Origin of the sequence: Streptomyces sp. SID10853 (assembly GCF_010548145.1) — a bacterium.
GTDB lineage: Bacteria > Actinomycetota > Actinomycetes > Streptomycetales > Streptomycetaceae > Streptomyces.
In genome coordinates, this window is sequence record NZ_JAAGLN010000112.1 from 1 (window position 1) to 22,040 (window position 22,040).

General features: G+C 68.7%; 20 protein-coding genes and 1 riboswitch. Of the genes, 14 read left to right on the plus strand and 6 right to left on the minus strand.

What is annotated here, in order from left to right; translation table 11 throughout:
- The 7 genes from G3I19_RS20860 to G3I19_RS20890 form a co-directional block, all read left to right on the plus strand.
- The coding region (locus G3I19_RS20860; protein ID WP_343235155.1) for an HD domain-containing protein at positions 1–752 on the plus strand (752 nt) is incomplete at its 5' end.
- A 135-nt stretch (positions 753–887) separates the two neighbouring features.
- The gene (locus G3I19_RS20865; protein WP_164265191.1) at positions 888–1,871 is read left to right on the plus strand and encodes a hypothetical protein; all 984 of its coding nucleotides are present in this window, start codon (positions 888–890) and stop codon (positions 1,869–1,871) included.
- Positions 1,872–1,956: 85 nt separating this feature from the next.
- On the plus strand, positions 1,957–2,586 hold the full coding sequence (gene def / locus G3I19_RS20870; protein WP_164265192.1) for a peptide deformylase: 630 nt from the start codon (positions 1,957–1,959) through the stop codon (positions 2,584–2,586).
- An 806-nt stretch (positions 2,587–3,392) separates the two neighbouring features.
- Positions 3,393–3,782 (plus strand): SCP2 sterol-binding domain-containing protein, encoded by a 390-nt coding sequence (locus tag G3I19_RS20875; RefSeq protein WP_164265193.1) that lies wholly within the window; start codon positions 3,393–3,395, stop codon positions 3,780–3,782.
- A gap of 117 nt (positions 3,783–3,899) precedes the next feature.
- Positions 3,900–5,117, plus strand: a complete 1,218-nt coding sequence (locus tag G3I19_RS20880; RefSeq protein WP_164265194.1) for an acyl-CoA dehydrogenase family protein — start codon at positions 3,900–3,902, stop codon at positions 5,115–5,117.
- A gap of 29 nt (positions 5,118–5,146) precedes the next feature.
- The gene (locus G3I19_RS20885) at positions 5,147–6,193 is read left to right on the plus strand and encodes a hypothetical protein (RefSeq protein ID WP_164265195.1); all 1,047 of its coding nucleotides are present in this window, start codon (positions 5,147–5,149) and stop codon (positions 6,191–6,193) included.
- Positions 6,193–7,125 carry a ThiF family adenylyltransferase gene (locus tag G3I19_RS20890; RefSeq protein WP_164265196.1) on the plus strand — a complete coding sequence of 311 codons (933 nt, stop codon included), beginning with the start codon at positions 6,193–6,195 and terminating at the stop codon, positions 7,123–7,125. The genes G3I19_RS20885 and G3I19_RS20890 overlap by 1 nt, the downstream gene beginning before the upstream one ends.
- Positions 7,126–7,246: 121 nt before the next feature.
- On the opposite strand, the gene G3I19_RS20895 is transcribed toward G3I19_RS20890, so the two are convergent.
- Entirely contained in the window at positions 7,247–7,855 is a 609-nt protein-coding gene (locus G3I19_RS20895; protein WP_164265197.1) for a TetR/AcrR family transcriptional regulator, read from the minus strand.
- A gap of 104 nt (positions 7,856–7,959) precedes the next feature.
- Here G3I19_RS20895 and G3I19_RS20900 point away from each other — a divergent pair, with 104 nt between their 5' ends.
- Genes G3I19_RS20900 through G3I19_RS20905 form a run of 3 tightly spaced genes read left to right on the plus strand, consistent with a single transcriptional unit; the run spans position 7,960 to position 10,865 of the window.
- Entirely contained in the window at positions 7,960–10,374 is a 2,415-nt protein-coding gene (locus G3I19_RS20900) for an MMPL family transporter (RefSeq protein WP_164265198.1), read from the plus strand.
- Positions 10,375–10,399: 25 nt separating this feature from the next.
- On the plus strand, positions 10,400–10,555 hold the full coding sequence (locus G3I19_RS36930; RefSeq protein ID WP_203599821.1) for a hypothetical protein: 156 nt from the start codon (positions 10,400–10,402) through the stop codon (positions 10,553–10,555).
- 37 nt (positions 10,556–10,592) lie between these two features.
- Positions 10,593–10,865, plus strand: coding sequence for a DUF4190 domain-containing protein (locus tag G3I19_RS20905; RefSeq protein ID WP_164265199.1), 273 nt, complete (start codon positions 10,593–10,595; stop codon positions 10,863–10,865).
- Positions 10,866–10,937: 72 nt separating this feature from the next.
- On the opposite strand, the gene G3I19_RS20910 is transcribed toward G3I19_RS20905, so the two are convergent.
- The 5 genes from G3I19_RS20910 to G3I19_RS20930 all read right to left on the minus strand — a co-directional run bounded on the left by G3I19_RS20910 (position 10,938) and on the right by G3I19_RS20930 (position 17,514).
- Entirely contained in the window at positions 10,938–11,972 is a 1,035-nt protein-coding gene (locus G3I19_RS20910) for a ribonucleotide-diphosphate reductase subunit beta (RefSeq protein ID WP_164265200.1), read from the minus strand.
- Complete coding sequence (locus G3I19_RS20915; protein WP_164265201.1) at positions 11,963–14,320, minus strand: ribonucleoside-diphosphate reductase subunit alpha; 2,358 nt, start codon at positions 14,318–14,320, stop codon at positions 11,963–11,965. The genes G3I19_RS20910 and G3I19_RS20915 overlap by 10 nt, the downstream gene beginning before the upstream one ends.
- Before the next feature lie 127 nt (positions 14,321–14,447).
- A riboswitch (cobalamin riboswitch) is annotated at positions 14,448–14,579 on the minus strand.
- A 115-nt stretch (positions 14,580–14,694) separates the two neighbouring features.
- Entirely contained in the window at positions 14,695–16,326 is a 1,632-nt protein-coding gene (locus G3I19_RS20920) for a sodium:solute symporter family protein (protein WP_164265202.1), read from the minus strand.
- Positions 16,323–16,565 (minus strand): DUF3311 domain-containing protein, encoded by a 243-nt coding sequence (locus G3I19_RS20925; protein WP_164265203.1) that lies wholly within the window; start codon positions 16,563–16,565, stop codon positions 16,323–16,325. The genes G3I19_RS20920 and G3I19_RS20925 overlap by 4 nt, the downstream gene beginning before the upstream one ends.
- A gap of 184 nt (positions 16,566–16,749) precedes the next feature.
- On the minus strand, positions 16,750–17,514 hold the full coding sequence (locus G3I19_RS20930; protein ID WP_164265204.1) for a GntR family transcriptional regulator: 765 nt from the start codon (positions 17,512–17,514) through the stop codon (positions 16,750–16,752).
- A gap of 303 nt (positions 17,515–17,817) precedes the next feature.
- On the opposite strand from G3I19_RS20930, the gene G3I19_RS20935 reads away from it, so the two are divergent.
- The 4 genes from G3I19_RS20935 to G3I19_RS20950 all read left to right on the plus strand — a co-directional run.
- Complete coding sequence (locus G3I19_RS20935) at positions 17,818–19,098, plus strand: extracellular solute-binding protein (protein WP_164265205.1); 1,281 nt, start codon at positions 17,818–17,820, stop codon at positions 19,096–19,098.
- An 87-nt stretch (positions 19,099–19,185) separates the two neighbouring features.
- Complete coding sequence (locus G3I19_RS20940; protein WP_164265206.1) at positions 19,186–20,172, plus strand: sugar ABC transporter permease; 987 nt, start codon at positions 19,186–19,188, stop codon at positions 20,170–20,172.
- Positions 20,169–20,999, plus strand: coding sequence for a carbohydrate ABC transporter permease (locus G3I19_RS20945; RefSeq protein ID WP_164265207.1), 831 nt, complete (start codon positions 20,169–20,171; stop codon positions 20,997–20,999). Before G3I19_RS20940 ends, G3I19_RS20945 begins: the two co-directional genes overlap by 4 nt.
- Positions 21,000–21,008: 9 nt before the next feature.
- Positions 21,009–22,040, plus strand: a 1,032-nt coding sequence (locus tag G3I19_RS20950; RefSeq protein ID WP_164265208.1) for a glycoside hydrolase family 3 protein, incomplete at its 3' end; no start/stop codon positions are given.

Here is a 22,040-nt window from a genome sequence, read left to right on the forward strand (position 1 = left end):
GCCCCGCCCCCGGCTCCCCGCACCGCCCCGGCCGGGGCGTCCCCATCGGGCCGCTGCTCGGCGAGGAACTGCGCGCGCTGGCCGGTATCGGCTCGGCGGTCTGCGCCACCGGCGTCGTGATGGCGCTGGGCGTCGCGGTCGCCGGGCTGTGGGCGCTGCCCGTCTTCTCCGTACCGCTGCTGCTCACCCAGCTCTCCCTGCGCCGCCACGCGCTGGTCCGCACGACCTACCGGCAGACCATCACCTCGCTCGCCCGCGCCACCGAGATCGCCGGATACACCCCGCACGGCCACGCCCGCAGGGTCGCCGGGCTCAGCCGCGCCGTCGGCCGGGAGCTGGGCCTCGCCGAACCGGCGCTGACCGTCCTGGAGTACGCGGGCCTGATGCACGACATCGGCCAGCTCTCCCTCGTCGACCCGGTCCCCGGCGGCGCCACCGCACCCCTGCCGCCCGCCGAACAGCGCAGGATCGCGCTGCTCGGCGGCGCCGTGGTCCGCCAGACCGGGGTCGACGCCAAGGTGGCCGTGATCGTGGAGCGGCAGGCGGATCCGTACCGCGAGCAACCGCTCACCGCCCGCATTGTCCGGGCGGTCAATGCGTACGAGGACCTCGCCGGGGAAAACGAAGAGGTAAAGGGCGCGGGCGGTTCACTGGGCGCACTGGAGCGGCTGCGCCTCGGCACCGGCCACGACTACCAGCCGGAAGTCGTGGAGTCCCTCGCCCGTGTGCTCGCCCGGGGCGGCGCCGCCTGAATCCGGGCCGGGAGCGGGTAACCGATGGGTAATGAGCGCCGCTCCGACTGGGCATGGTTGGATGCGAAGAGAGGGTGTCCGGGGGAATCGGAGCCCGGGAAGCAGAGTCTTTTCAGCGACCGGCAGGCGGGAATCGTGAGGATCTTCGGGAAGGTACGGCATCGGCCCTCCGCATCCTGGCGGCAGGCCACGGACCGCGCGTTCACGCTGATCGGCGACGGTCGGTACGAGGACGCGGGAGCCCTGCTCACCCGCGCCGCCGATCTGGAGCCGTGGCTGTCCGAGTCCTGGTTCAATCTGGCCCTGCTGCACAAGTTCCGGCACGACTGGGACCGCGCACGGACCGCGGGGCTGCGCGCCGTGGCGCTCCTGGACCGCGAGGCGGGCGCCCCGGACTGGTGGAACGTCGGGATCGCGGCCACCGCGCTGCAGGACTGGCCGCTGGCCCGCCGGGCCTGGCAGGCGTACGGGCTGCGGGTCCCGGGCGAGCCCGCGGCCAGCGGTGAGCCGGTCGGCATGGACCTCGGCTCCGCCGCCGTGCGGCTCTCTCCCGAGGGAGAGGCCGAGGTGGTCTGGGGCCGCCGGCTCGACCCCGCCCGGATCGAGGTGCTCTCCATCCCGCTGCCCTCGTCCGGCAGGCGCTGGGGCGAGGTCGTCCTGCACGACGGCGTCCCGCACGGCGAGCGCGTCACCGCCGCTGGGCCCTCGTACCCGGTCTTCGACGAGATCGAGCTGTGGGCGCCCTCGCCCGTACCGACCTGGGTGGTGCTGCTGGAAGCGGCGACCGAGTCCGACAGGGACGCCCTGGAACAGCTCGCGGCCGACGCCGGATTCGCCGCCGAGGACTGGTCGTCCTCGGTCCGGCTGCTCTGCCGTGCCTGCTCCGAGTCGGAGATGGAGAGCGACGAGGGCGACGGCGAGCAGCGCCCCGATCCGCACGACCACAGCGAGCCGGGCCACCCGGGGCCGCTCGGCCACCGCACGGCGGGCGGGCTCTGGGTCGCGGAGCGCGAGTGCGGGATAGCCGCCCCGGCGGGGCTGGTGCGCGGACTCCTCGACGGCTGGGTCGCGGACAGCCCGGACAGCCGCGAGTGGCGGGACCTCGAAGAGGTCTGCTGAGCCGCTGGAGCCGCTCCCTCCCACCGGTCGGCCCGTTAGGCTGTACGGGATCGATCCGGGTTTTTGAGGAAGGCGTACGGCGGACATGTCGCAGCAGCAGACGGACCAGCAGGCCAATGACGGTTTCGTCGTGGACACCGAGGACTGCGAGGAGCGCGAGGAGGCCCACCGCGCCCGTGGCACCGCCCGTCCCATCACCGTCGTGGGCAATCCGGTGCTGCACCGGGAGTGCAGGACCGTCACCTCGTTCGACGCCGAGCTGGCCCAGCTGATCGACGACATGTTCGCCAGCCAGAAGGCCGCCGAGGGCGTGGGCCTGGCCGCGAACCAGATCGGTGTGGACCTCAAGGTCTTCGTCTACGACTGCCTCGACGACGACGGCACGCGCCATGTCGGAGCCGTCTGCAACCCGGTGCTCACCGAGACACCGGCCGAGCGCCGCCGGCTCGACGAGTCCAACGAGGGCTGCCTGTCCGTCCCGACCGCGTACGCCGAGCTGGCCCGCCCGGACTACGCGGAGGTCACCGGCCAGGACGCGGAGGGCAACCCGGTGAAGGTCCGCGGCACCGGCTACTTCGCCCGCTGCCTCCAGCACGAGACGGACCACCTGTACGGCTACCTCTACATCGACCGGCTGTCGAAGCGCGACCGCAAGGACGCCCTCCGGCAGATGGCAGAGGGCACCCCGCGGTACGAGACGGTCCCCAACCTCTGAGGAGCACGGCGGTGCACAGCACCTGACGGGGCGTACGCAGGAGTATTCGGGCGTGGTGGAGACTTTTTCCGCCACGCCCGAATACTGTTTTCCGCCACTGCGCGGCGTATCTCGTGCGTACATGTCGCCGCCGCAGGTATCACCGCATCAAACGTTCGATAGACCCTGTACGAAAACCAATACCTGCTCAATGACTGACTTGCAGTCGCTGACTGGCTGGCAGTAGCATTCAAGCGTGGTACAGCGCAGCGAGGCTTCTCTTGTTCTCGGTGAACGGATGCCGGGGAAGACCAGAGGGAAGCATCATCACGGGGGAGTGCGGACATGTGCGAACCAGCGATACCGGTCTCGTGCCGTTTTCAGGTGACGATTCATCAGTTCCTGAATCCCATGGGCACGATCGGCAGCAGGGCCGCCATGCGATGTCGCTGTAAGGCTCCCTCCTTCGCGTACCGCTCCAGACCACGCACGAAAGCCGCGACCTCTCTTGGGTGCGGCCCGGTGACAGTTCCTTACTGCCCGGTAGTAGTTCCTGCCCGGTAACAGCCCCTGACTGAGGGGCTTTCACGCCCATACGTTCTCCCCTACGCCTACGCGTCCGCGCCTTCTCTTCCGGCGCATGACGCACATCTCCCCATGGATTCATTCCGCTCCATGGGTTCATTCCGCCGTTCATGACGTCGATTTCGGTCAGGCGCGGATCATTTTGTGACGCCGTGTATTCCGGCGTGCCTCAATGCTCCGTGCCCGCCGACCGACGTCTTCTTCGGCGGTCTCCTTCACCCCACACGACACGGAGTTTCGTCATGCCGGTTTTCAGCTCCTCCGAACAGGCCAGTGAGGTCTTCAGCGGCCTGTTCAACATCCTCATCAAGGACGAGGGGTTCGCACGCCGTATGCGTGATTCCCAGATCTCCTTGCATCTCATCCAGACCAAGCCGGAGTTCGAGCTGTACGTCACGCCCGACGACGTCACGGTGGGCGCCCCGGAAAGCCCGGCGGCGATCCGTATCAAGATGAGCAGCGACACCGCCCACAGCCTCTGGCTCGGCAAGCTCCTCATGCCGGTCGCGCTGGCCACGGGCAAGGTGCGCATCAAGGGCAATGTGTCCAAGGTCCTCGAATTCGTCCCGCTGCTCCAGCCGGCCTTCGACCAGTACCCGGAGATCGCCAGGGCCGAAGGGCTCCCCGCCTGACCGCGCGGACCGCCCCGAAGCCCCGTCCCGCCGGACCCCGGCGCCGCGCGGCCCGGCAGCTTTCACGCACAAGACCACGTCTTTACGCACCAGTTCACGTCAAGAGCCTGGAGAACCGTGAGCACCACGACAGAGCACACCGCGTCCGCCGACTTCCTCGCCGAGCCGCCGCACATCCGGGAACTGCGGCAGCGGGTCCGGGAGTTCGTCGACAAGGAAGTAAGGCCCCGCGTCGCGGCCAACGACCGTGCCGAGCACGATGACTTCGACCTGGAGCTGGTGCAGCGCGGCCACGAGGCGGGACTGCTGCGGCTGGTCGTCCCCAAGGAGTACGGCGGCCTGGGCCTGGGCGTCCTCGGCGTCGCCGTCGCGCTGGAGGAGATAGCCAAGGCGTGTGCGGGGACGGCCCTGATCTTCGGAGCCACCCTGCTGGGCCAGGCCCCGATCCTGCTGTCGGCCGACACCCGGCTGCAGTCCCGCTTCCTGCCGCGGTTCTCGGGCGACACCGCCGTGCTGGCGTGCAACGCCATCACCGAGGACGCGGCGGGCTGCGACCTCCTCATCCCGGAGAACGCCGAGCACGCCACCGACGTCGTACGGGCGCGCCGCCAGGGCGACCACTATCTGCTGACCGGCCGCAAGCGCTTCATCACCAATGCCAAGGTCGCCGACTTTGCCTGTGTGTACGCGAACATCGAAGGACATCCGGGCGCCACCGGCCTCACCGCTTTTATCGTTCCGCTGGACACCCCCGGAATCACACGTGGGCCCGTCGCCGACAAAATGGGTTACCGTGCCTGCCTCGGCAGTGAATTGCTCCTCGACGATGTGCAGGTCCCGATGGAGAACATCGTCGGTGGCGAAGGCAACGGCATGCTTATCAACGTCCAGCAGATGAACATGGCGCGTGCCACGGTCGCCGCCATCTCCACCGGTATCGCGCAAGGCGCTTTCGATCTGGCGAAGCAGTGGTGCGAAGACCGTGTGCAAGGTGGTGTTCCGCTGTACATGCACCAGTTCACCGCGCGCAAGCTCGCCGAGATGTCATCGAAGACCGACGCGGCCCGGCTGATGTATCTCAAAGCCGCCCAGACGACCGACACCGCCATGCCCGCCCCCGCTTACGAGCCCGCCACAGCGAAGCTCTTCGCCGACCGCGTCGCTATCGAGGTCGCTCAGGAAGCCATGTCCCTCATGGGTGCCCGCGGATATCTCCGCGAGTACGGCATGGAGAAGTTCGTCCGTGAATCCTTCGGCGCCCGTATCTATGAAGGAACACCTGAGGTTCTCGCCCTCGCCATCACTGAGGCTCTCTACTCCGATGACGACTTCTGAGCCCCACCGCTTCAACAAGAGGAGCCCCTATGGACGGGATCACTCTGCCCGCCGTCGGCGCGGCAATTCCATGGCATGTTCCCCGCGGTATCCCCTACCAGAAGGCACCCGGCTCCCGGCCGGTTCCGGACGGGCCGACGGAAACCACGGCCCCGGTGACCGATCCTGCGATCGGCCGAATACGCCGTCGTTATATCCGTGACATTCTCGACATGCAGGAACGGCTCAGCTTTCGCGGGCTCTCCGGCGAGCTGGAGCAGAGCGGAAAGCACCTCTACCGCGCGGACCGCGGCCAGGGTGTGACGGTCACGGCAGCGCTCACCGAACACATTCCGCGCCGCTATCTCATGGGCCTCGGGGTATTCCGGCTCTCCCAGTACCTCCAGGCCGGGTTCGCGAGCCCGGACATCGTCTTCAACCGGTCCTTATTCTGCGAGCCGATCCAGGGATTCGGGGCGGCGGACATCCATGTCATCGCCACCGACACCGAGACCGGCAGGATCCTCGGATACGTCTCCCTCGCGCACAGCGGAGACCCCGAACCGCAGCCGGCGTCCGCCCCGGAACGCGTGCTCTTCCCCTGTGAGCAGGCACACGGCATGCGGCTGATCTCGCTGCTGCCCGGGTCGGCCGGCCTCTCCACCCATGCGATACGCGAGGTGAAGCGCTTCGTCCACGACCACGCCATGACCGACAGGACCCAGCGGCTCCGCGTCACCCTTGAGCTGCTGTCCGGGATCACCGGGGCCCTGTGCCACCCGGACTCCCGTACCAGGATGCTCGTCGGAGACGTCGAACGGCACGTGGCACTGCGGCACTTGATGTTGCTCGGCCTGGAAGTGCACCTGGTGGAAGGCACCACGCCCGACCTCGGCCCCACCGATCTCATGCACCCGATGTACGTCACACGCGAGAAGGTGCTTCCGTTCATCGCGGTCCTTCCCCCGCGGGAGGAAGCGGTACGGCGTGCGGCACTGGTCGAGCGGGCGGCCACGGCGCCCGCACCGTTCCGTGCGGTACGGGACCTGATGGGCAGTCTCGCCGGAACCGTGCACAGCATCGAGGTGGCGGCCTGATGACGACGCACGCAGCGCCGCCGGACTTCTACGCGGACCTGACCGAGCGCAACCGCGGTTTCGTCTCGGACCGCGCACAGTCCGAACTGGGCCGGTCCCGGCTGCTGATAGCCGGCTGCGGCTCGACCGGCGGAGCGGCCGTGGAGCCTCTGGTCCGGCTGGGCGCGCAGGACTTCGTCCTCGCGGACAACGGCACCTTCGAGCTCAACAACCTCAACCGCCAGCACGCGGTGTTCACCGACATCGGAAGCAACAAGGCGACCGTGGCCGCCGGGCGCGTGACGGCGATCAACCCGTACGCCAGGGCCGAGGTGGTCACCGAGGGCATCACCGAGAAGAACGTGGAGCGCCTCGTCGCGGGCTGCTCCCTGGTGGTCGACGGCGTCGATGTCACCGAGCGCGCCGGATGGCGGGCGAAGTATCTGCTGCACGCCGCCGCGGCCCGGGAGCGGCTGCCCGTACTGACCGGTTACGACATGGCCGGCACCCAGTACATCCGTTTCTACGACTACCGCAGAGCCGGGTCCCGCCCGTTCGACGGGAAGATCACCGAGGCCATGACCGAGCAGGCGATGGTGTGGTCCCTGCTGTTCAAGGTGATACCGGTACGCCATATCCCGCTGGAGATGCTGGTCAACGCCCGTGAGCATCTGGCGGACACCGAGTACAGCGTTCCGCAACTCGTGTACGCCTCACTGCTGTTCGGGGCGCTGAGCGCACGGATGACCGCCGAGATCCTGGCCGGGGAGCCGGTGCGCCGCAATGTCGCGGTGGATGTGCACCGGGCCACCCGCCGCCGGGCGGGCCGGTGGGCGGCGGCCGCGCAACGGCCTCTCGTCCTCCTGGGCGGGCTGCGGGAGCTCGCTGCCCGCAAGCGCGCGTACGCCCCGCTGCCGGCCGCGCCGGTTCCTGAGGAGGGAAGCACCGGCTGACCCACTGGCTTCTGTGACCCCGGCCGCGGCGGCGGCCGGGGTCACAGAACCGTCCGCGCGGCTGCTTTCATGGCCGGCTGCGCGACGGCCCGCACGGGCGGCGTCCGCACGACAACCGCCTTCAGGACTCCGTGGACTTGCGCAGCCCCGAGAGCAGATGGACCACGACCTGCCCGGCCTCACCGGCCGCCTTCTTCGGGTTGCGGGCGAAGGCCACCGATGTGGCCGCCTCGCAGAGCATGCCGAAGATCACGGTGGCCGCGGTGTCCAGGTCGACCGGCTGCAGCTCGCCGCGGTTCTCCAGGACCTCCAGCAGGAAGCGCATCTGGGGCAGGGCCAGCTCGTCGTCGATCTCACGGCAGCGCTCGACACCGAGGACCCCGGCGGACTGCCGCAGCAGGGACCGCTTGTCCGCGTCGATCTCGAAGCTGTGCAGGAAGGCACGGACCGACGCTTCCGCGATCGCCCAGGGGGACTCCTGGCCGGTCGACGCGGCCTCGGCCACGTGCGCCATCACGGCCTGCTGACTTTCGCGGAACACCTCGTCGAAGATCGTCCGCTTGTCGGGGAAGTGGTAGTAGACGGCGCCCTTGCTCACCCGCGCGGCGGCCGCGATGTCATCCACCGACGTGGGGCCGAAACCTTTCGCCACGAACAGCTCTGATGACGCCTCCAGCAACGCCGCTCTGGTCAGAGCCGCGTACTCCTCGCGTCGTGACTTGACTGTCATAGTACCTCCAAGGATACTCACCGACTGTGAGTATGTAAGTGAACGCGAGTTGCTTTTAGTATCCCGCGAATCCGTCGACTTCTCCAGGCATCGGGAGCCACCTCATGACCGAGCATCATTCCTCCTCGCCGCCCGGGGCCGGGCGCCAAGAGGCCGCGGGCGGGTCCGCGGGCCGGCGTGGGGTGGCGGCAGCCGCGGCCCGGTTGACCTCCCGGCTGCGCTGGCCCCTCCTGGTCCTGTGGATCGTCGCGCTGGCCGTGAGCGGCACCGGCGCGATGTCGATCGCCGACTCACTGAGCGGCGGCGGGTGGTTCGTGAGCGGATCCGACTCGGACAAGGCCGCGGCCCGGCTGGAGCACGGCTTCACCGGCCGCGGCCAGGTCACGGTCACGCTCGTCGTCCACGACCGGCGGTACGGCGCGACGGCGCCGCAGTTCGAGCAGCGTGTGCGGTCGGTGGCGAAGGCCGTGACGGCCGAACCGGCCCTGAAGGCCACCGACAGCTACGGATGGACCACGCTCTCCCGGCAGAACCGCACCGCGTTCCAGGGCAAGGACGGGCACACCGCCACGGTCTCGGTCGCGCTCGACCGCGACGACGGCTCGGCCCGCCGTGAACTGCCCAAGGTCCAGAAGGACCTGACCGGCCGGTTCGACTCCCAGGGCCTGGACGTCTCGCTGGTGAGCCCGGCGTCCTTCTGGGGAGAGATCAACACACTGAGCCAGCAGGGCCTGATGAAGGCCGAGCTGATCACCCTCCCGCTCATCGTGGTGATCCTGCTCTATCTGTTCCGCGGCGTGGTCGCGGCCCTGGCCTCGCTGGCCGTCGGCATCACGGCGATCGTCCTCACCCTCGGCGTACTGGCACCGCTGGCCGCCCACACCGAGCTGTCGGTCTTCGTGGAGAACGCGGCGACGATGCTGGGGCTCGGCGTCGGGGTGGACTACTCGCTCTTCATGATCACCAGATTCAAGGAGGAGCTGGCGGCCGGGAAGGACGTCGAGGCCGCGGTGGCGGAGACGCTGCGCACCTCAGGCCATACGGTGGTCGCCTCCGGCATCACGATCGCGATGGCGATGTGCACGCTGTTCCTGATCGACCTGAACGTGATCTTCTCGATCGCGCTCGGCAGCGTCGTCGTCGTGGCGTTCTCGGTCCTCAGCTCCGTGCTCTTCCTCCCGGTGCTGCTGCACTTCCTCGGCCACCGCGTCAACAACGGCCGGGTGCGGATGCCCTGGCGTTCGCGTACCCGTGCATCCGGCAGCCAGGACATGACGTCCGACCGCTGGTACCGGACCGCCGTGCGGGTGATGAACCGCCCCGTCCTGTTCCTGGTCGGCACCACCGTCGTCCTGCTCGCCATCGCCTCGCCCGCCGTGCAGCTGCGGACCTTCTCACCGGACTCGCGCATCATCCCGCACTCCTCGCCGGTACGGGTCGGCTACGACGAGGTCCAGAAGCAGTTCGGTGTCGGCACCACATCCCCGGTGCAGGTGGTGGTGACCTCCTCCCGCCCGCTCCAGGACCTGCCGCAGTCGGACCAGCTGCTGCGTCTGCGCGACGACCTGAGCGCGCTGCCGCACGTGGCACATGTCCAATCGGGCATCGACACGCTCAAGAAGGTCTCGCCCCAGGCGCCCTTCGCGGCGCTGGCCGGCCCGCGTCTGGCGCAGCTGCCCCCGGACGCCCGTAACACCGTCCGGCACTACGTCGCAGCCGACAACCGGGTCACCGTGCTCGAAGTGATCCCGGACGACCGCTCGTCCAGCGACGCCGTCCGTACGCTGCTGCACGACGTGCGGGAGAGGTCGGGCACCCTGTCGGGGCCGCTGCACGCCGTGGTCGGCGGTGAGGCCGCCGAGGGCATCGACGCCAACCAGGTGATCCAGGACCATCTGATCGAAGTCATCGGGCTGATGCTGGTGGCCGTGTTCATCGTGCTGATGCTGGCGTTCCGTTCACTGCTGCTCCCGGTCAAGGCCATCGCCATGAACCTGCTGTCGATCGGGGCGACGTACGGAGTGCTCGTCCTGGTCTTCCAGAAGGGCTTCGGCACCGGGCTGCTCGGCTTCCAGAAGACGGACTACCTGCAGAACTTCGTGCCGGTGCTGCTGCTGGCACTGCTGTTCAGTCTCAGTACGGACTACGAGGTGTTCCTGCTCGGCCGGGTCCGTGAGGAGTATCTGGTGAGCGGTGACAACACGGCGTCCGTGGCCAGGGGCCTGACGCGTACCGCCCCGCTGATCTCCGGTGCGGCGGCGCTGATGGTCGCCGTGTTCGGGGCGTTCGGGTTCGCCGGCATCGTGCCGATCCAGCAACTCGGCTTCGGTATGGCGATCGCGGTCCTGCTGGACGCGACGCTCGTACGGCTCGTCCTGGTACCCGCCGCGATGCGGCTCATGGGCCGCTGGAACTGGTGGATGCCGGGGCGCCCCGACCCGGGTGGTTCCGCCGCCGACGACGGTACGCACGGCGCCGCCTCGCGCGGTGGACACCCGGCTGAGTACGCCGGGCGCTGAGCGCGCCCCGACCGAAAGGACACGCATGCTTCCCTTCGAGATCGTGCTCGTGCTGTTCGGTGTCCTGCTGGGCGCCGTCACACAGATCCCGGGCCACATCAGCCTTGTCGCGCTCGGGGTCATCGGCTGCTGGCTGGTGGTCTTCGCCATCCGCGAGCGGTACCCGCGTACCCGGCGCTGAACGCCCCCGCCGGCCGAACCGGAACAGGAGCCCCGCTATGGACACCGTCAGTACTTCCCCCACCCGTGGCCAGGGCAGGGACGCCGACGGGATGGCCGTCGCCTCGTTCGTGCTCGGGCTTCTCGGGCTGCTGGTGATGAACGTGTTCCTCGGCCCCATGGCGATCGTCCTCGCCTCGATGTCGCTCTGGTACCGGACCGCGCGCCGGGGCAGGGCGCTGTTCGGGCTCGCCCTGGGGGTGGCCGATCTGGTGGTCATGGCGGTCCTGGTCACCCTGCACGGCACGGTCATCTGGAACTTCACGAGCTGACCGAGGAGAACCGGGAAGCAGACGGTGGGCCCGCCCCGGAGGAGATCCGGGGCGGGCCCACCGCCCGTTCGCTCAGAAGTCGTCGTCGAAGGAGACCGAGCCCTCGACAGCGACCTGGTACGCCGAAGGCCGGCGCTCGAAGAAGTTCGTCAGCTCCTGCACGCCCTGCAGCTCCATGAAGGAGAACGGGTTCTCCGAGCCGTACACCGGGGCGAAGCCCAGCCGGGTCAGCCGCTGGTCGGCGACGCACTGGAGGTACTCGCGCATCGACTCGGTGTTCATCCCCGGCAGCCCGTCGCCGCACAGGTCCCGGCCGAACTGCAGCTCCGCCTCGACCGCCTCGCGCATCATGTCGGTGACCTGCTCGCGCAGCGCGTCGTCGAAGAGCTCGGGCTCCTCCTTGCGGACCGTGTCGACCACCTCGAACGCGAAGTTCATGTGCATGGTCTCGTCACGGAACACCCAGTTGGTGCCGGTCGCCAGACCGTGCAGCAGCCCCCGCGAGCGGAACCAGTACACGTACGCGAAGGCCCCGTAGAAGAACAGCCCCTCGATGCACGCGGCGAAGCAGATCAGGTTCAGCAGGAAGCGGCGGCGGTCCGCCTGGGTCTCCAGGCGTTCGATCTTCTCGACCGAGTCCATCCAGCGGAAGCAGAACTGCGCCTTCTCGCGGATGGACGGGATCTCCTCGACCGCGTCGAAGGCCGCCGCGCGGTCCTCCGGGTCGGGCAGATAGGTGTCCAGCAGCGTCAGATAGAACTGGACGTGCACAGCCTCCTCGAACAGCTGGCGCGAGAGGTACAGCCGCGCCTCGGGGGAGTTGATGTGCTTGTAGAGCGTCAGCACCAGGTTGTTGGAGACGATCGAGTCCCCGGTGGCGAAGAACGCGACCAGCCGGCCGATCATGTGCTGCTCACCCGGCGAGAGCTTGGCCAGGTCGGTCACGTCCGAGTGGAGGTCGACTTCCTCGACCGTCCAGGTGTTCTTGATCGCGTCGCGGTAGCGCTCGTAGAAGTCCGGGTAGCGCATCGGACGCAGCGTCAGTTCGAAGCCCGGGTCCAGCAGGTTCTTCGCGTTCTTCTGGGGTTCGTCACTCATTACTGGCATGCCTCGCAGGACTCGGGGTTCTCAAGGGAGCAGGCGACGGCGTCCGCGTCGGCGGCGGGCGGAGCCTGCTGGGCGGGGACGGCGGCGGAGCGCGCCGCCCGCGCGATGCGCGTCGCCGGGCGCGAGCGCAGGTAGTACGTGGTCTTGATGCCCTGCTTCCACGCGTACGCGTACATCGAGGAGAGCTTCCCGATGGTGGGCGTCTCCAGGAACAGGTTCAGCGACTGGCTCTGGTCGATGTACGGGGTGCGGGCCGCGGCCATGTCGATCAGACCGCGCTGCGGGATCTCCCACGCCGTGCGGTACAGCGCCCGCACCTCATCGGGGATCCAGCTGAAGCCCTGCACCGAGCCGCTCGCCTCGCGCAGCGCCTCACGGGACTGTGCGTCCCAGACGCCGAGTTGCTTCAGCTCATTCACCAAGTAGGCGTTGACCTGGAGGAATTCACCCGAGAGCGTCTCGCGCTTGAAGAGGTTGGAGACCTGCGGCTCGATGCACTCGTACACCCCGGCGATCGAGGCGATGGTGGCGGTCGGCGCGATGGCGAGCAGCAGCGAGTTGCGCATCCCGGTCTTCGCGATCCGGGCGCGCAGCGCCGCCCAGCGCTCCGGCCAGGCGGACTCGGTCGCGTAGTGGTCGGGGTGCAGCACACCGCGCGCCGCGCGGGTCCTCTCCCAGGCGGGCAGCGGGCCGCTCTTCTCAGCGAGTTCGCAGGACGCCTCGTACGCGGCGAGCATGATCCGCTCGGAGATCCGGGTGGAGAGCGCCCTGGCCTGCGGTGAGTCGAAGGGCAGCCGCAGCTGGAAGAAGACGTCCTGGAGCCCCATCAGGCCCAGGCCGACCGGACGCCACTTGGCGTTGGAGCGGCCCGCCTGCTCGGTCGGGTAGAAGTTGATGTCCACGACCCGGTCGAGGAAGGTGACCGCGGTGCGGACGGTCGCGTCGAGGCGCTCCCAGTCGAGCGAGTCGCCGGAGACGAACGCGCCGACGTTGACCGAGCCCAGGTTGCAGACCGCGGTCTCGCCGTCGTCCGTCACCTCCAGGATCTCGGTGCACAGGTTCGACGAGTGGACGACCGCGCCGGGCTCGGCGGTCTGGTTGGCCGTACGGTTCGACGCGTCCTTGAAGGTCATCCAGCCCTGGCCGGTCTGGGCGAGGGTGCGCATCATCCGCCCGTACAGATCCCGTGCGGGGATGGTCTTCCTGGCCAGCCCGTCGGCCTCCGCCCTGCGGTACGCGGCGTCGAAGGCGTCGCCCCACAGATCGGTCAGCTCCGGCACATCGGCGGGCGAGAACAGCGACCAGTCGGAGTCGGTGTCGACCCGGCGCATGAACTCGTCGGGCACCCAGTGGGCCAGGTTGAGGTTGTGCGTACGCCGGGCGTCCTCACCGGTGTTGTCGCGCAGCTCCAGGAACTCCTCGATGTCCGAGTGCCAGGTCTCCAGGTAGACGGCGGCCGCGCCCTTGCGCCGGCCGCCCTGGTTCACCGCGGCGACCGAGGCGTCGAGGGTCTTGAGGAAGGGGACGATGCCGTTGGAGTGCCCGTTGGTGCCGCGGATCAGCGAACCGCGGGAGCGGATGCGGGAGTACGAGAGGCCGATGCCGCCCGCGTGCTTCGACAGGCGGGCCACCTCGTGGTAGCGCCCGTAGATCGAGTCGAGCTGGTCGAGCGGCGAGTCCAGCAGATAGCAGGACGACATCTGCGGGTGCCGGGTGCCGGAGTTGAAGAGCGTGGGGGACGAGGGCAGATAGTCGAGGCGGCTCATCAGCCCGTACAGCGCCGACACCTCGTCCACGGCTTCGGCGGAGTCGTCGGCGGCGAGACCGCAGGCGACCCGGAGCATGAAGTGCTGCGGCGTCTCGATGACCTGGCGGGTGATCGGGTGGCGCAGCAGATAGCGGCTGTAGAGGGTGCGCAGCCCGAAGTACCCGAAGCGGTCGTCGGCCCCGGTGTCGACGGTGGCGTCGAGCCGCTCCGCGTGGAGCCGTACGAAAGCAGCCGTACGGTCGGCGATCAGGCCCTCGCGGTGTCCGACGGCGACCGATGAGGAGAACGACACCGCGCCCTCGCCCGCCGCCTCGTCCGCGATGGTGCGGGTGAGCAGCCGGGCGGCGAGCCGCGAGTACGCGGGGTCCTCGGAGATCAGACCCGCGGCCGCCTCGGTCGCCAGCTCCCGCAACTCGGCCTCGTCCGACGCCGCGTTGCGCCCGCGCAGGGCGGCGGCGGCGACCCTGCCGGGGTCGGTGTCGGTGAGATCGGCGGTGAGGTCGGTCAGGGTCCGCAGCAGTACGGTTCCCGGGGCGTCCGCCACCTGCTCGGAGACAGGTGCGGTGGGCGCGATGGTCACGGTGCGCTCTCCCTCGCTCGGCTGGGGCCGGCGGGGGGCACGGGCGCGTACGGGCACAGCAGAGCAGCACACCGACAGCGTCCGCAGGCCCTACCGCGAGGCCCGGACGTTTCCCATCCGGTTCGGTCGAGCCGGATGCGCCGTCGGCAGGTCCTCGGACTCCACGGTGCGCGAAAGCGCACTGATCACACCGTTGCGGGACAGTTCCGGATTCGCACCGGATTCCCCTGCGGCGACAGCGAGCATGAGCATACATGTGGGGTGCCCGTCGGAAAGCACCCCCCATATGTTGTGTCGTGCACGGCGAAAGGGCCGCCGTATCTCCCGGGGGAGATGCGACGGCCCTTGCCGCTCGGGTGCCGTGCCGGCCTGGTTCAGGCGCCGGCCGGGCTGCCCGCCGTGGCCGGCGGGAGCTCCACCTGGACGCCCTCGTCACCGGCGTCAGCCGTGTAGTCCTCCGGGGACGTCTCGTCGATCCCGGCGGGTGCCTTCACCGCGTTGAGCACGAGGGTGAGCACCAGCGTGACGACGACGTTGAGCACGAACGCCGTCAGACCGATGTAGCCGATCTGGCCGATGCCCGGGATCTCCTTGGACGAGCCGCCGAAGTGAGCCTGGGTCGGGCTGGCCACGCCGTACGCGGCGAGCGTGCCGTACACCATGCCGACCGCCCAGCCCGCGAGCAGCGCCCAGCGGTGGAACCAGCGGGTGAAGAGACCGCCGACCAGCGCCGGCATCGTCTGGAGGATCCAGATGCCGCCGAGGAGCTGGAAGTTGATCGCCACCGTCGGGTCCATGGCGAGCACGAAGAGCAGCGCGCCGACCTTCACCACGAGCGAGACCAGCTTGGAGACCTTGGCCTCCTGGGCGGGGGTCGCGCCCGGTTTGATGAAGTCCTTGTAGATGTTGCGGGTGAAGAGGTTCGCCGCCGCGATGGACATGATCGCGGCCGGGACCAGCGCGCCGATGCCGATGGCGGCGAAGGCCACGCCCGCGAACCAGTCGGGGAACATGTTCTCGAAGAGCTGCGGGATCGCCAGCTGGCCGTTCTTGACCTTGATGCCGGCGGCGATCGCCATGAAGCCGAGGAGCGCGAGCAGCCCCAGCATCAGCGAGTAGAGCGGCAGGATCGCGGTGTTGCGGCGGATCACGTTACGGCTGCGCGAGGAGAGCGTCGCGGTGATCGAGTGCGGATACATGAACAGCGCGAGCGCCGACCCGAGCGCCAGCGTGGCGTAACCCCACTGACCGGCCGCTCCCGGCGCGAGTGCCCCGCGCGGCTGGCCCGTCGCCGGGTTCTTCTGCGCGAAGGCGTGGCCGGCCTTGGCGAAGATGTCGTCGAAGCCGCCGAGCTTGATCGGGATGTAGATGATCGCCACCAGGATGACGATGTAGATCAGCCCGTCCTTGACGAAGGCGATCAGCGCGGGCGCCCGCAGCCCCGACGAGTACGTGTACGCGGCGAGCACCGCGAAGGCGATCAGCAGCGGGAGGTCCTTGACGAACCAGTTGCTGCCCTCGCCGCCGACGCCCATGACGTCGAGCACCGCCTGGATGCCGACCAGCTGGAGGGCGATGTACGGCATGGTGGCGAGGATGCCGGTGACCGCGACGGCCAGCGAGAGGCCCTTCGAGCCGAACCGCCCCCGGACGAAGTCCGACGTGGTGACGTACCCGTGCTTGTGCGAGACCGACCAGAGCCGCGGCAGGAAGGTGAAGATCAGCGGGTAGACCAGGATCGTGTACGGCACGGCGAAGAACCCGGCCGCGCCCGCCGCGTAGATGGCCGCGGGGACCGCGACGAAGGTGTACGCGGTGTAGAGGTCGCCGCCGAGCAGGAACCAGGTGACCCAGGTGCCGAACGACCGTCCGCCCAGGCCCCATTCGTCGAGGGTGGCGGCGTTGTCGGCGCGGCGCCAGCGGGCGGCCAGGAAGCCGACGACCGTGACGGCCACGAAGAAGAAGATGAAGACGCCGAGCGCGACTCCGTTCACACCGTCCTTCATGCGGACGCACCCCCCTTGCGGGCGCGCTGGTCACGCTGCCACAGCTTGTACGCGGTCATCGTGAGCGCCGTCGAGATGAGCACCCAGAGCATCTGGTACCAGTAGAAGAACGGGATACCGATGAAGGCCGGGTCCACCTTCGCGTACGAACTCACCCAGAGCATGGCGACAAAGGGTGCGATCAGGCATACCGCGATGATCACGCGCACCGGCGTGACCACCGGTCTTTTCTCGGGCATGGTGCGGTCCGTCCCCTCACTGAGCACCTGGTACAACGCGCAGGAAATCTAGGCGAGGATGCTCATGTGACGTAACCCCTATCCGCATACCGGAACGGCAACACCGGTCGTCCGGGGGGATTTCGGTGAAGAGTCCCGATTCTGTGGGGGGTCGCGGGGGATTGGTGCAGACCTGCTCCGGGCCTCAGTCGGTCGGCCGCCGCAGCCGTGCCACGAACTTGTAGCGGTCGCCGCGGTAGACCGAGCGCACCCACTCCACCGGCTCGCTCCGCTCGTCGATCGAGTGGCGCGAGAGCATCAGCATCGGCAGCCCCACATCCGTGCCGAGCAGCCCGGCCTCCCGCGGAGTGGCCAGTGAGGTCTCGATCGTCTCCTCGGCCTCCGCGAGCCGGACGTCGTACACCTCGGACAGTGCGGTGTAGAGCGAGGTGTACTTCACGAGCGAACGGCGCAGCGCGGGGAAGCGTTTCGCCGACAGGTGCGTCGTCTCGATGGCCATCGGCTCGCCGCTCGCGAGCCGCAGCCGCTCGATGCGCAGCACCCGCCCGCCGGCCGTGATGTCGAGCAGCCCGGCGAGGGTGTCGTCCGCGGTGACATAGCCGATGTCGAGGAGCTGGGAGGTGGGTTCGAGGCCCTGGGCCCGCATGTCCTCGGTGTACGAGGTGAGCTGCAGGGCCTGCGAGACCTTGGGCTTGGCCACAAAGGTGCCCTTGCCCTGGATGCGTTCCAGCCGGCCCTCCACGACCAGCTCCTGGAGCGCCTGCCGCACGGTGGTGCGCGAGGTGTCGAACTCGGCGGCCAGGGTGCGCTCCGGCGGCACCGGAGTGCCCGGCGGCAGCGTCTCCGTCATGTCGAGCAAGTGCCGCTTGAGACGGTAGTACTTGGGCACCCGGGCGGTGCGTCCGGGCGCCGCACTCTCCGTGTCGGTGGTCCCCCCACTGGTGCTCATGGCCTGCCTTCCCGAGTGCTGCGCTGCTGCCGTCACCGGCTCCTCCGTCTGTCGCGGCTCACATGGTGGCACGGTCCGGTCACGGGACGTCGCCCTCCCTCAGGTGTCGGTCCGATAACGGACACGACAGCCTTTCTTATACACCCTTGACACCCCAATAGGTCTAGGCCAAGCTCCCGGTACTGGTCTAAACCATTAAAGACCAGGTCCCAGCCCCACGGGCAGTACCGGTCGCACTTGTTGCGGCAGAACGGCGTTCTCGGGTGGTGGGGGGAAGTTTTTTGCATCCCTGAGGAGGGTGTCGTGAAGCGCGGACTCATCGCGGCGATCGGTGTGGCGGCAATGCTGGCAAGCGTCGCGGCCTGTGGCTCGGACAGCAGTAATGACAGCAAGAAGGCGGGGGCCGACGGCTACAAGGGACAGACGCTGACCGTCTGGGCGATGGACGGCTCGACGCCTCCCGGCTGGACGAAGGACCTCAAGGCAGCCTTCAAGAAGAAGACCGGCGCCACGGTCAAGTTCGAGACGCAGAAGTGGGACGGGATCCAGCAGAAGATCACCACCGCTCTCTCCGAGTCGACCCCGCCGGACGTCATCGAGGTCGGCAACACCCAGACCCCGGCCTACGCCGCGACCGGCGGCCTCGCCGACCTCAGCGACCTGAAGAGCGAGATCGGCGCCGACTGGACGCCTTCGCTCAGCAAGTCCTCGGTCTACCAGGGCAAGTCGTACGCCGCGCCCTGGTACTTCGCCGACCGCGTCGTCATCTACAACAAGAAGGTCTGGGCGGACGCCGGCATCACCGGCACCCCGAAGACCCGCGCCGAGTTCTTCAAGGACCTCGACGCGATCAAGAAGAAGGGCAAGGCCGAGCCGATCTACCTGCCCGGCCAGAACTGGTACTTCTTCGACGGCCTCACCATCGGCCAGGGCGCGGACCTCGTCAAGAAGGACGGCGACAAGTACGTCTCCAACCTCGCCGACCCCAAGGTCACCGCCGCCATGGAGCTCTACAAGAAGTACCAGTCGTACTCCAAGGCGCCCAAGGACAAGGACGAGGCCACCCCGCAGCAGGCCGAGGTCTTCGCCAAGGGCGACGTCGGCGCCTTCGTCGGCATGGGCTGGGAGGCCGCCACGGCCATCGCGGCCAACAAGAAGATCGAGAAGGACATCGGCTACTTCACCATCCCCGGTGAGACGGCCGCCAAGCCCGAGGGTGTCTTCCTCGGCGGCTCGAACCTCGCGGTGGCCGCGGCCAGCAAGAAGCAGGACCTGGCCAAGGAGTTCCTGAAGATGGCGCTCGGCGACAAGTTCGAGGGCGCCCTCGCCAAGGAGAGCGGCATCGTCCCGAACAAGGCGTCGCTCGACTCCAACCTCAAGGGCAACGCGGCCGGCGAGGCCGCGGCACCCGCCGCCGCGACGTCCGGCGGCACCACCCCGCTCATCCCCGAGTGGGCCTCCGTGGAGAACGAGCCCAACCCGATCAAGAGCTATATGACCTCGGTCCTCTCCGGGAAGTCGCCGGCCGCCGCCGCGGCCGCCGTCGAGGGTGAGATCAACAAGCGCCTGGCGCAGAAGAGCTGACCGCAGGCGCCGGGGGGCGGGCCACCGTCCGTCCCCCGGCGCACCCGCATGGATCTCGACCGTACGGCTCAAGAAGAGATGGCGAGCATGTCAGTGCAGACCGAACAAGCGGACTCGGTCCACCGGGCCGGCCCCCGTAAGGAAGACGCGCCACCGGGCGGCCCGGCGGCGGCGCCCAGGAGGAGAGCAGGGAGCGCGGGCCCCTATCTGCTCCTCCTGCCCGCACTGCTCGCCACCGTGGTGCTGCTGGGGTACCCCCTGGTCAAGAACGGCATGCTGTCGTTCCAGAACCTCAACCCGCGCCAGCTGATCCTCCACCTCACCGAGTGGAACGGCTTCTCCAACTACCAGGACGTCCTGGGCGGCTCGGACTTCTGGAAGGTCGTCGAGCGGTCGATCTTCTTCACCGCGGCCAACGTCGTACTGATCATGGTCTTCGGTGCGCTGATCGGCCTGCTGCTCGCCCGCCTCGGCAAGAAGATGCGGCTGCTCCTCATGCTCGGCCTGGTGCTCGCCTGGGCCATGCCGATCATCGCCGCCACCACTGTCTACCAGTGGCTGTTCGCCCAGCGCTTCGGGGTCGTCAACTACGTACTCGACGCCCTCGGCTGGCACTCGATGGCCGCCTACAACTGGACCGGCGGCCAGTTCTCCACGTTCTCGGTGGTGACACTGCTGATCGTCTGGCAGTCGATCCCCTTCGTGGCGATCAACCTCTACGCCGCGTCGACGACCATCCCCAAGGAGCTGTACGAGGCCGCGTCGCTCGACGGCGCCGGGACCTGGAAGAGCTTCTCCTCGGTGACCTTCCCGTTCCTCAAGCCGTTCCTGCTGGCCACGACGTTCCTCGAAGTCATCTGGGTCTTCAAGTCCTTCGCCCAGCTCTTCGCGATCAACGGCGGCGGCCCGGACCGGCTCACCGAGACCCTGCCCGTGTACGCCTTCGTCGAGGGCGTCGGCAACCAGCACTTCGGCATGGGCGCGGCGATCTCGTTCCTGACGATCATCGTGCTGCTCGCGCTGACCGGCTACTACCTTCGCACCGTACTGAAGCAAGAGGAGGACGAGCTGTGAGGCGCTCACTGTTCGGCCGGTTCTGGCCCAACGCAACCGCGATCATCCTCTTCCTGGGCTTCGCCTTCCCCGTCTACTGGATGTTCAGCACGGCCTTCAAGCCGACCGGCGACATCATCACCGACACCCCCGTGTGGTTCCCCACGGACTTCACCTTCTCGCACTTCAGCAAGGTCGTCGCCGCGGACCACTTCTGGACGCTGGTGCGCAACTCCGTGCTGGTCACCGTCATTTCGGTGTTCTCGTCGCTGGTGATCGCGCTCCTCGCCTCGTTCGCGATGGCGCGGATGCGCTTCAAGGGCAAGCGCGGGGTGCTCCTGACCTTCATGATCGCGCAGATGGCGCCCTGGGAGGTCATGGTCATCGCGGTCTACATGCTGGTCCGCGACGCCGACATGCTGGACAGCCTGGTCCCGCTGACGGTCTTCTACATGATGATGGTGCTGCCCTTCACGATCCTGACGCTGCGGGGCTATGTGGCCGCGGTGCCCAAGGAGCTGGAGGAGTCCGCCATGGTCGACGGCTGCACCCGGCCGCAGGCGTTCGTGAAGGTGATCCTCCCGCTGCTCGGCCCCGGGCTGATGGCCACCTCGCTCTTCGGCTTCATCACCGCGTGGAACGAGTTCCCGCTGGTGCTGATCCTCAACAAGGACATCGGGTCGCAGACGCTCCCGCTGTGGCTCTCCCAGTTCCAGACGGCGTTCGGCGACGACTGGGGTGCGACCATGGCGGCCTCCTCGCTCTTCGCCATCCCGATCCTGATCCTCTTCGTCTACCTGCAGCGCAAGGCGGTCAGTGGTCTCACCTCCGGCGCAGTGAAGGGATAACGGCGCTCCATGACCACCATCACCACGGGCACGGACCAGCTCACCCGCGACGCGCTCGCCGTCCTGCAGCCCGGCTTCGCCGGCACCACGGCCCCCGACTGGCTGCTGCGCAGGATCGGCGAAGGGCTCGCGTCCGTCGGTCTGTTCGGCCGCAACGTCACCAGCGCCCCCCAGGTCGCGGCACTCACCGCGCGGCTGCGGGCCGAGCGTGACGACCTCCTCGTCGCGATCGACGAGGAGGGCGGCGACGTCACCCGCCTCGAAGTGCGCACCGGATCCTCCTTCCCCGGCAATCTCGCGCTCGGCGCGGTCGACGACCCGGAGCTGACCCGGGCGGTCGCCCGTGAGCTGGGCCGGCGCCTCGCCGAGTGCGGGGTCAATCTCAACTGGGCCCCGTCCGCCGACGTCAACTCCAACCCGGACAACCCGGTCATCGGCGTACGGTCCTTCGGCGCCGACACCGCACTGGTCGCCCGGCACACCGCCGCGTACGTCGAAGGGCTCCAGGCCGCCGGAGTCGCGGCCTGCACCAAGCACTTCCCGGGCCACGGCGACACCGCGGTCGACTCGCACCACGCGATGCCCCGCATCGACGTGGACCTCGCGACGCTGCACGCCCGCGAACTGGTGCCCTTCCGGGCCGCGATCGCGGCCGGTTCCAAGTCGGTCATGAGTGCGCATATCCTGCTTCCCGCACTCGATCGCGAGCGCCCGGCGACGCTGAGCCCGCAGATCCTCACCGGGCTGCTGCGCCGTGAGCTCGGCTACGAGGGGCTGATCGTCACCGACGGTATGGAGATGCGCGCCATCGCGTCGACGTACGGCATCGAGCGCGGCAGCGTCCTCGCGGTGGCGGCGGGCGCCGACGCCATCTGTGTCGGCGGCGGCCTCTCGGACGAGGGCACCGTACTGCGGCTGCGCGACGCCCTGGTGGCGGCGGTACGGGCGGGCGAACTGCCCGAGGAACGGCTGGCGGACGCCGCCGCGCGCGTACGTGCGCTCGCGGGGTGGACCCGCCGGGCCAGGGGGGCTTCGGAGCCG

Coding starts and splice junctions, on each gene's coding strand:
- G3I19_RS20910 (WP_164265200.1), bottom strand. CDS start 11,972: ATGCCAGTAATGAGTGACGAACCCCAGAAGAACGCGAAGAACCTGCTG.
- G3I19_RS20920 (WP_164265202.1), bottom strand. CDS start 16,326: ATGAAGGACGGTGTGAACGGAGTCGCGCTCGGCGTCTTCATCTTCTTC.
- G3I19_RS20900 (WP_164265198.1), top strand. CDS start 7,960: ATGACCGAGCATCATTCCTCCTCGCCGCCCGGGGCCGGGCGCCAAGAG.
- G3I19_RS20925 (WP_164265203.1), bottom strand. CDS start 16,565: ATGCCCGAGAAAAGACCGGTGGTCACGCCGGTGCGCGTGATCATCGCG.
- G3I19_RS20875 (WP_164265193.1), top strand. CDS start 3,393: ATGCCGGTTTTCAGCTCCTCCGAACAGGCCAGTGAGGTCTTCAGCGGC.
- G3I19_RS20905 (WP_164265199.1), top strand. CDS start 10,593: ATGGACACCGTCAGTACTTCCCCCACCCGTGGCCAGGGCAGGGACGCC.
- G3I19_RS36930 (WP_203599821.1), top strand. CDS start 10,400: ATGCTTCCCTTCGAGATCGTGCTCGTGCTGTTCGGTGTCCTGCTGGGC.
- G3I19_RS20895 (WP_164265197.1), bottom strand. CDS start 7,855: ATGACAGTCAAGTCACGACGCGAGGAGTACGCGGCTCTGACCAGAGCG.
- def (WP_164265192.1), top strand. CDS start 1,957: ATGTCGCAGCAGCAGACGGACCAGCAGGCCAATGACGGTTTCGTCGTG.
- G3I19_RS20940 (WP_164265206.1), top strand. CDS start 19,186: ATGTCAGTGCAGACCGAACAAGCGGACTCGGTCCACCGGGCCGGCCCC.
- G3I19_RS20930 (WP_164265204.1), bottom strand. CDS start 17,514: ATGAGCACCAGTGGGGGGACCACCGACACGGAGAGTGCGGCGCCCGGA.
- G3I19_RS20890 (WP_164265196.1), top strand. CDS start 6,193: ATGACGACGCACGCAGCGCCGCCGGACTTCTACGCGGACCTGACCGAG.
- G3I19_RS20885 (WP_164265195.1), top strand. CDS start 5,147: ATGGACGGGATCACTCTGCCCGCCGTCGGCGCGGCAATTCCATGGCAT.